Consider the following 8692-nt stretch of genomic DNA (forward strand, 5'->3'; position numbering starts at 1 on the left):
CTGGAGCTGATAAAAATAACAGGGCAGATTCTACTGCCCATCCACCTGCTTGTTGAGGGTGAATTATGACTTTTGAGTGGTTACACCCCTTTCTTATCGCGACAGCGTTACTGCTAGCTGCGGTGGGTGCTGTACGCCGAGTTAACTTGTGGCGAGCTGGGCAACCTGAATCAGTAGACTTTGTTGCTGGTTTAATGGCGATGCCTGGCCGTTATCTACATGATCTGCACGATATTGTAGAGCGCGACAAGTATATGTCCAAAACGCATGCTGCCACTGGCGGTGGTTTTGTGCTGTCGTTGTTATTGGTTGTGCTAGTTCATTTATTTGGGGTTCAAAACCAAATCTTAGCATGGGCGTTGCTTGCCTCTTTAGCATTGATGTTTGTCGGTGCTATTTTTGTCTTTAAACGTCGTTTGAATCCGCCGAGCCGTTTGTCAAAAGGTCCGTGGATGCGTCTACCTAAAAGTTTACTCGCCTTTTCCAGTGCTTTTTTTATTCTCACATTGCCGATGGCAGGTGTTTTACCTGAAGGCGCTGGAGGCTTGCTACTGACAATTGTTCTGGGTGTTTTTATTGCCATGGGATTGTCTGAGATGTTGCTCGGTATGACGTGGGGTGGGCCAATGAAGCACGCCTTTGCAGGAGCGCTTCACTTAGCATTTCATCGTCGTCCCGAGCGCTTTGGCGGCGGACGCTCAACAGGGCTTAAGCCAGTAGCGCTGGATCAGCGAGTATTGGGCGTACAAAAGCCTGAAGATTTTAAATGGAATCAGCTATTAGGCTTTGATGCTTGTGTGCAGTGCGGTAAGTGTGAGGCAGTGTGCCCGGCATTTGCAGCAGGGCAGCCGTTAAATCCAAAAAAATTAATTCAAGATATGGTCGTCGGTATGGCGGGTGGCAGTGATGCTCATTACGCCGGAAGCCCCTATCCAGGTAAAGAGGTTGGACAGGCGAACGGAGGCCCGCTACTAACAATCACCGAAGGCTTAATTGATCCAGACACCTTGTGGTCATGTACTACTTGTCGTGCTTGTGTTGAAGAGTGCCCTATGATGATTGAGCATGTTGATGCGATTGTTGATATGCGCCGTTTTCTTACCATGGAAACGGGCAGCACCCCTAATAAGGGCGCAGAAGTGCTGGATAATCTGATAGCGACAGATAACCCTAACGGCAACGCACCAGCGAGCCGCACCAATTGGGCCGCTGATCAAAACCTGCCGTTATTACGAGATGTTAAAGAAACAGATGTGGTTTTTTGGGTCTCTGATGGGGCCTTTGATATGCGTAGCCAGCGTATTTTGCGTGCGTTTGTTAGCTTGCTTAAAGCGGCCAATGTGGATTTTGCTGTATTGGGTGATGAAGAGCTAGACAGCGGAGATGTCGCACGTCGTTTAGGTGATGATGCAACTTTTCAAAGTCTGGCTAAGCGTAATATTGCAGCCTTAAGCCAATATAAATTTAAGCGTATCGTGACGACCGACCCTCATGCTTATCATTGCTTACGCAATGAATATACTGATTTTGCGGGAGATGTTTTTAAGGGTGTCGAGGTCTTACATCACACGACCTTCCTAAATGAGCTAGTACAGGCGGGTAAGCTTAAGCTGAGCCGCTTCAAAGGTGGAAAAGTCACCTACCATGATCCGTGTTATCTGGGACGTTATAACGGCGAATATGAAGCGCCGCGTGAGTTATTGCGGTCACTTGGTATTGAGATTGCCGAGATGGAGCGTTCAGGTTTTCGTTCACGTTGTTGTGGCGGTGGTGGCGGTGCTCCAATTACCGATATACCGGGAGAGCGTCGTATTGCCGATATGCGTATGGAGGATGTGCAAACGACAGGCGCAGAATTAATAGCCGTCGGTTGTCAGCAATGTACGGCAATGCTCGAAGGAGTAGTTGAACCGCGTCCACAAGTAAAAGATATCGCTGAGATCTTAGCTAGTGTACTGCTTGACGATGAGGCAGCGAATGATGTGGAAAATCAGCTTGAGGAGGCGTTCTAATGTCTGATTCTGACTATTCACATATTCTTCGTAGAGACCCACGCGGAGAAAGAATCGCACGTAACCGTTTGCACCCTCTACATAGCACGGTTGCTGTGCAGGTCGCTGAAACGCTTGGGCCTTCTGGTTTGTTACGTAAGAACCCTCATGCAGTCGGTTTTATTGGCCCTAATGGTATTAAGCGTATCGATAGGCTCAAAGGTAATGCGATTGCTATTACTGGCCGGCGTAACGCGCAAAGTAGCCAAGAGGTGTTATTACCGTTACATCAAGTCAGTGAGCCAGATTTCACGATTGTCGTGGTACCTGACATGGTCGGTGGTCGACTGACAGCGCATGATAAAGATATCTTAGGGCAAGCGCATCAACTGGCTCGATCGATGGAAGCCGGTGTTGCAGGAGAGAGTACAGGGGCGGGCGCTGTGATGGCGGTTGTCTTTGGCGTTAGTAAAGAAGAGAGTTTTGATAAAGCAGGTGTTGATCGCTTGTTATTACTTGATGGCGCAGAATATGAAGGATATTGCCCTGAGCAGCAAGTCGCAGCACTGGAGCAAGTAGAAGCGCGTCTCAAACCTGAATACTGGTTGTTCCCTGATAGTGTTCATGGTGGCACTGATTTAGGGTCTCGTTTAGCTGCTCGCTTGGGGGAGCGACCTGCTACACAAGCGTGGCAGATGAACACTGAAACAACAATCTGTCGTGGCGCAAGTGGTTCAACAGATATCACGCGTGATACGCCTCGTTTACTTATGTTGGCACAAGAGTGCGCTAACCCTGTTGATGAAACCCGACATGAAGCTCTATCGATTGAGTGGGCGCCAGTTCAAGCGGTGTTGCCTGAGTTGCATGATTTAGGGCAAGTGGCCGTTGATCCTAACGCCATTCCTTTGGCTGAAGCTGAGTTTATTTTGGCGGCAGGTAACGGCATTACAAATTGGGAGCAGTTTCATGCAACAGCGAAAGCGCTTGGAGCAACGGAAGGCGCGAGCCGTGTAGCCGTAGATGATGGCAATATGCCGCGTTTTCGCCAAGTAGGGGCCTCCGGAACATGGGTGACTGCGCGCGTATACTTAGCCGTAGGTATTTCGGGTGCAATACAGCATATGCAAGGGATTGGTCAGTGTGACAAGGTTGTGACGATCAACACTGATGCAGGTTGTGACATGGTAAAGCGTGCTGACTTAAGCACGATTGGTGATGCTGAAAAAGTATTAGACGAGCTAATAAACTTAGTTGATACGTACCGCCAACAAGCTTTGCATAATCAGAACGGTGAAAAAGAGGGAGCTAAAAATGCAGCTTGATGCTAATACCTCGATGGATTTAAAAATAGTCTCATTAATTTCTGTGGGTAAGCATCCTACTTCAGGGCGAGCCCGTCGAGCAGAGCAAGATGGCAGAGCTGTTGAGTTGGGCTTGACCTTAGCTGAAGCGGGCCGTGGAAAACAAAATTTAACAGTATTGCATGCCGGGGACTCGCAACAGTCGGCATTGCGTAGTTACGCGGGTATGGGGCTGGAATCTGTACGAGTAATACAGCTACGTGAGAGCGCCGATGCGGTTAGCCCCCTGACTGAATATCTACGCAAGCACGTTCCCGATATTATATTAACGGGGGTGCGTGCTGAAAGTGGTGAGTCTTCAGGAATGGTACCTTATTTATTGGCTGAAAAATTGGGTTGGCCTGTGGTGCCACGTATCGCCAATATTGTATCCATTAAAGAGGGTGTTGCCGAAGTGCTGCAGGCTCTACCACGAGGGCAGCGTCGTGCCTTGACGGTGCGATTGCCGTTTATTGCTAGTGTCGATAATGCCGCAGCAGAGCCACGCCAAAGCGCATTTGGCCCTGCTAACCGTGCATTAATGGAGCAGCAGCAGGCTGGCAGTGAAACGGATACTGTACGCAGTGAATGGAGTGAGCTACCCGCACGTAAGCGGCCCAAGCGGCTGAAAGTTGTTAAGGCGAAAACGGCAGCGGATCGTTTTAAAGCAGCGACGGCTAAACCGCAGGGTAGCGGAGGAAAAGTTTTAAAAGATAAAACAGTAACTGAACAAGCGCAGGCAATATTTGATCTCTTATTGGAAGAGGGGGTGTTGCGTTAATCGGCGTTACTGATAATTAGCGACCACTTATGGTCGCTATAAAATCATTATATCGTTATATTTGCTCACAAAATTTACAATATTATGTGTGAGCCTTGTCAAAAAGCGTCAATCCAATGTCGAGATCTGTCGTAAATTACAACACTACATTTCAGAACTCTTCGTAAGATAGAAGTGAACACAAAGCCATCTTTAAATGGCGCATAATAAAAAAAGCGGAGTAGTACTATGAACGAAAGCACTCGAAGTGCCGCAGCGTATGCGGACAAAGGGGCTGAATACACCTCTGATTACAAAGCAGGACAAGATAATGTGAAGTTCATGGGTATGGATATCCATAACCCAGTGTTTGGAACCAGTGCATTTATCATTTTACTGTTCATCACTTTGGCCGTTATTTTTCCGGCTGATGCAAAAGAAACATTGGTTGGGGCGCGTACCTGGTCAATTGAAACTTTTGACTGGTTATTTATGATCGGAGGAAACGTCTTTGTTCTATTTTGTCTAGCGCTGATTTTTTTGCCTGTTGGTAAAATTAGATTAGGCGGGACTACAGCAAAACCTGAATTTAGTCGGATCTCTTGGATTTCTATGCTGTTTGCTGCAGGTATGGGAATTGGTTTAATGTTTTGGAGTGTAGCTGAACCGGTGGCTTATTACACCGATTGGTATGGCACACCTCTCAATGCTGCACCGAATACGCCAGAAGGGGCTTCTGCTGCAATGGGCGCCACTATGTTTCATTGGGGACTACATCCATGGGCCATTTACGGTGTTGTTGCTTTAGCGTTGGCATTCTTTACCTATAACAAAGGGTTGCCTCTTACTATTCGTTCTGCATTTTATCCGCTGTTAGGTGAAAGAGTATGGGGGCCGATTGGGCATGTGATCGATATTGTTGCCGTGCTTGCGACAATTTTTGGTTTGGCAACATCACTTGGATTAGGGGCATCTCAGGCCGCTGGCGGTCTTAACTTTTTGTTTGGTATTGATAATACCGTAGCTGTACAAATAACGATTATAGTTGTGGTCACTGCGATTACTATCTTCTCTGTCATGCGTGGGCTTGAGGGTGGTGTCAAGTTACTTAGTAACATCAATATGCTGATTGCCGCTGCATTGTTACTGTTTGTTATTATCACTGCTTCTTTCAGTAACTTTGTAGGTAATTTTTTCGGTGTGCTGACAAGCTATGCTGAAAACATTGTTCCTTTGAGTAATTGGGTTGGGCGTGAGGATGAAACGTGGTATCACGGCTGGACCGTTTTCTACTGGGCTTGGTGGGTTTCTTGGTCTCCGTTTGTGGGTATGTTTATCGCACGCGTTTCTAAAGGCCGTACTGTTCGTGAGTTTATGATAGCTGTATTGCTTATTCCAACGTTGGTATCCGCTGTGTGGATGGCTGCGTTCGGTGGTAGTGCTTTGGATCAGATCCAGAACAATGTAGGTGAACTCACTAAAGGTGTGGGAGATGTCTCTCTAGCCATGTTCCATATGCTGGAAAATTTGCCGCTCGCTGAAATATCTTCATTCTTGGCAATTATCCTCGTATTGGTATTCTTTATAACCTCTTCGGATTCTGGTTCATTGGTTATTGATTCTATTACGGCTGGTGGTAAGGTTGATTCTCCTGTGCAGCAGCGTATTTTCTGGGCCGTGCTAGAAGGGCTAATTGCTGCGGTATTATTATACGGAGGCGGTACAGAAGCGCTTAAAGCGTTGCAGGCAGGTGCTATTACTGTCGGCTTACCATTTACGGTTATCTTGCTATTTATGTGTGTTAGCTTGTATAAAGGGTTGAAGAGCGAAGTGTACTAATTAATATCTAATAGGTATGGTCTTGTACCATGCTAAAAGCCGGCATTTTTGCCGGCTTTTTCTGTATTAAAGCGCAGCGTAAAGACCTAAATGAGGTGGCTTATGATGATTGCAGATTTGGTTGACCAAGAGGATTTTTACAGTTTATTACACTCTGTAGGTATTCCTGTTGAAAGCCATTGGACATCAGAGCAATGTGCACTGGTGGCATTGAACTGGCGTAGCGCTAATAATCAGAATAGCACTGAGATGGCTGTTGAATTTGATCGAATTATTGGCGAGCTTAAGCAGAAAGAGCAGTTGTTGTTGCCCGAGGTAAAAGCCGCGCTGCAAATACTAGTTTAGCCGACGACGCCAAAGTAATTATTTCAGATAGCTGTTTAGGCAACTATCTGAAATAGCTATTTTATGCGCACATCTGATGTGATTACTTTGTGAAATTACGTAGTGTGACTGTTAAACGTAGTTATGAACTCAATTGTTGTGTATTCATTGAGTGAATAATAGAAATATTTTTTGTGTAGATTAGAGAATTTGCTCGTGCGAACAACCCTTGTGCCACTTATATCCCTGTTTATCAGCTGTTTCGTCCTACTTTTAGGTAACGGCCTGATTAATGTCCTGATACCCGTAAGAATGGGTTTAGACGGTATGGATACCAATACCATTGGTACAGTATTATCACTGTATTTTGTGGGCATGTTGCTGGGGGCTATTTATAGTAAACACCTTATTAAACGCGCGGCACATATTCGCGTATTTGCAGGTTGTGTTGCACTGGGTGCCGTCAGCATACTTATTTGTAGTCTTTTTTCAGATCCCATACTTTGGGGAGGGATGAGAATTGTTTTAGGCTTTTGTAATGCCTGTGCATTTACGGCTATGGAAAGCTGGTTGAGTGAAAGCTCCACCAAAGAGACACGAGGCAAGGTGTTGGCTGCCTATAATGCCGTTGTTTTAAGTGGGTTGTTTTTTGGGCAGTTCTTTATGAACATCGCAAGCCCTGAAGGCTCTACACTATTTGTATTCAGTGGAATATTACTCTGTGCGGCGGTTATTCCTATGGTGTTAAGCCGTAATAGCGGGCCTGCGATATCAGAGGTCAGCTCTATGTCACTGTTGGCACTGTATAAAATCTCTCCATTGGGCGTTGTTAGTTGCTTGGTTTCGGGGATGATTTATTCGGCTACGTTTAACCTGTTACCTGTATTTGCCAAAGACTATGGCATAGTTGATTTTCAGCTCTCGCTTTATATAGGAGCCGCTATTCTGGGAGCTTTCTTGCTGCAGTTTCCTGTTGGGTATTTATCAGATAGGTTTGACCGACGTACAGTGCTAGCCATTCTTTTATTTATTTCAGCCGTGGCTGATTTTTCAGTGCCGGTGCTCGCTTCTCAGAATATTTTATGGGCAGTATTTTTAGGTACTGCCATAACCTGCGGAATTATTGCCTGTACTTACCCGCTGAGTATATCGGAAGCATTTGATAAATTACGTCAAAGTGAAATGGTTGCGGCAATGGGAAGTATGATTTTAGCTTTCTCCATTGGTGGGATTTTAGGGCCTTATACTACCTCTATTGTGATGGATTTATACGGTAATGCAGCACTGTTCTACTTTGTTGCCTTGATACAGTTACTGCTGGCAGGTTTTGTTATGTACCGCATGGCTGTTCGTGAAGCATTGCCTATAGAAGACCAGGAGCATTTTGTCATGCAGGGTGCATCTATTACCGCCTCTGTTGAGCTTGATCCACGTACCGAATATGTAGAACAGCAGCCTGAATTGAGTTCTGAAGCTGAAACAGCCGTCAGTATTGCAGAAACTGATCCAGCAGCAGCCGTGAAAATGGCACGTGCGTTGGCAATGGCAAACCCTGTACTGGGTGTAGAAGTCGCCGCCGCCGTTGCTACGGTAAAGGGGATCGATGTTTTACGCTTGTATGAAGTGATGAAAGAAGCGGTACCAGATCAAATATTGGATGTGACGCGTGCTGTGGTAACGGTTCGCCCTGAACTGGCCTACGAGCTTGTCTCCAAACTAGCGGAATGGTATCCAGAGCAGGTGGTTTCTGTCGCGGCAGAAATAGGCAGCGCTTTACCTGAACAACGCATCGAGATGGCAAAAGTGGCTGTTGAGTATGCACCTGAATCTGTTGCTGAAGTAGCAGAGTATTATGCGCAGGTGTTGGCCGAAGAATATGAAGCTGTGCGTCCGGCAGACCGTGAAGAAGATACCAGTGAAGAAGATGCTGCCAGTATCGCGTCTGAGTTGTGGCAAGCCGCACCAGAGCAAGCATTGGATGTTGCCGTGGCGATGGTTGATGCGCTACCTGAATCTGCGGTCCTTGTAGCTGAAGAGTACCTCGCTAGCAATATTGCAGAAACTGACGAAGAAGCCATCGCCGCAGGGAGCCCAGATATAGCAGAAGCTGGCCAAGCGACAGTAGAGTATCAAGAAGGCGAAGAAGTCTGGAGCCAAGAATGGACACAAGAATCAACAGATGATTACCACAACACTGTTGAGCTGGTGGCAAGGCTAGCAGAAGCCGCGCCAGAGCAAGCATTGGATATGGCTGTGGCGGTAGTTGAAGCGGTGCCAGGCAGTGCTGCTGAAGTAGCCACTGAAATAGCGAGTAATTTTTATGAGAATAAATCTGATGATGCAAATAGCGCTACAGCTGAACTTGAAGGTGAGCTTGATGGAGAACCTGAAGGTAAGCCTCTAGAATATGAAGACGCTGTAGAGTTGGTACAGCG

Annotated in this window: 6 protein-coding genes; all 6 read left to right on the plus strand. The window is 46.5% G+C overall.

Annotated features, from left to right (window positions below):
* The first annotated feature begins 65 nt into the window (after positions 1-65).
* Positions 66-2012, plus strand: a complete 1947-nt coding sequence (locus tag QZZ55_RS11060) for a (Fe-S)-binding protein (protein WP_293267387.1) — start codon at positions 66-68, stop codon at positions 2010-2012.
* The gene (locus QZZ55_RS11065) at positions 2012-3316 is read left to right on the plus strand and encodes an electron transfer flavoprotein subunit alpha/FixB family protein (RefSeq protein ID WP_293267388.1); all 1305 of its coding nucleotides are present in this window, start codon (positions 2012-2014) and stop codon (positions 3314-3316) included. Before QZZ55_RS11060 ends, QZZ55_RS11065 begins: the two co-directional genes overlap by 1 nt.
* Positions 3306-4115 (plus strand): electron transfer flavoprotein subunit beta, encoded by an 810-nt coding sequence (locus QZZ55_RS11070; protein WP_293267389.1) that lies wholly within the window; start codon positions 3306-3308, stop codon positions 4113-4115. Before QZZ55_RS11065 ends, QZZ55_RS11070 begins: the two co-directional genes overlap by 11 nt.
* Before the next feature lie 228 nt (positions 4116-4343).
* Entirely contained in the window at positions 4344-5933 is a 1590-nt protein-coding gene (locus QZZ55_RS11075; protein WP_293267390.1) for a BCCT family transporter, read from the plus strand.
* Between the two features lie 102 nt (positions 5934-6035).
* Entirely contained in the window at positions 6036-6278 is a 243-nt protein-coding gene (locus QZZ55_RS11080; protein ID WP_293267391.1) for a hypothetical protein, read from the plus strand.
* Between the two features lie 210 nt (positions 6279-6488).
* On the plus strand, positions 6489-8692 hold a 2204-nt coding region (locus tag QZZ55_RS11085), incomplete at its 3' end, for an MFS transporter (protein ID WP_293267392.1).

The organism is Neptunomonas sp., assembly GCF_016744175.1.
Taxonomy (GTDB): Bacteria; Pseudomonadota; Gammaproteobacteria; order Pseudomonadales; family Balneatricaceae; genus Neptunomonas.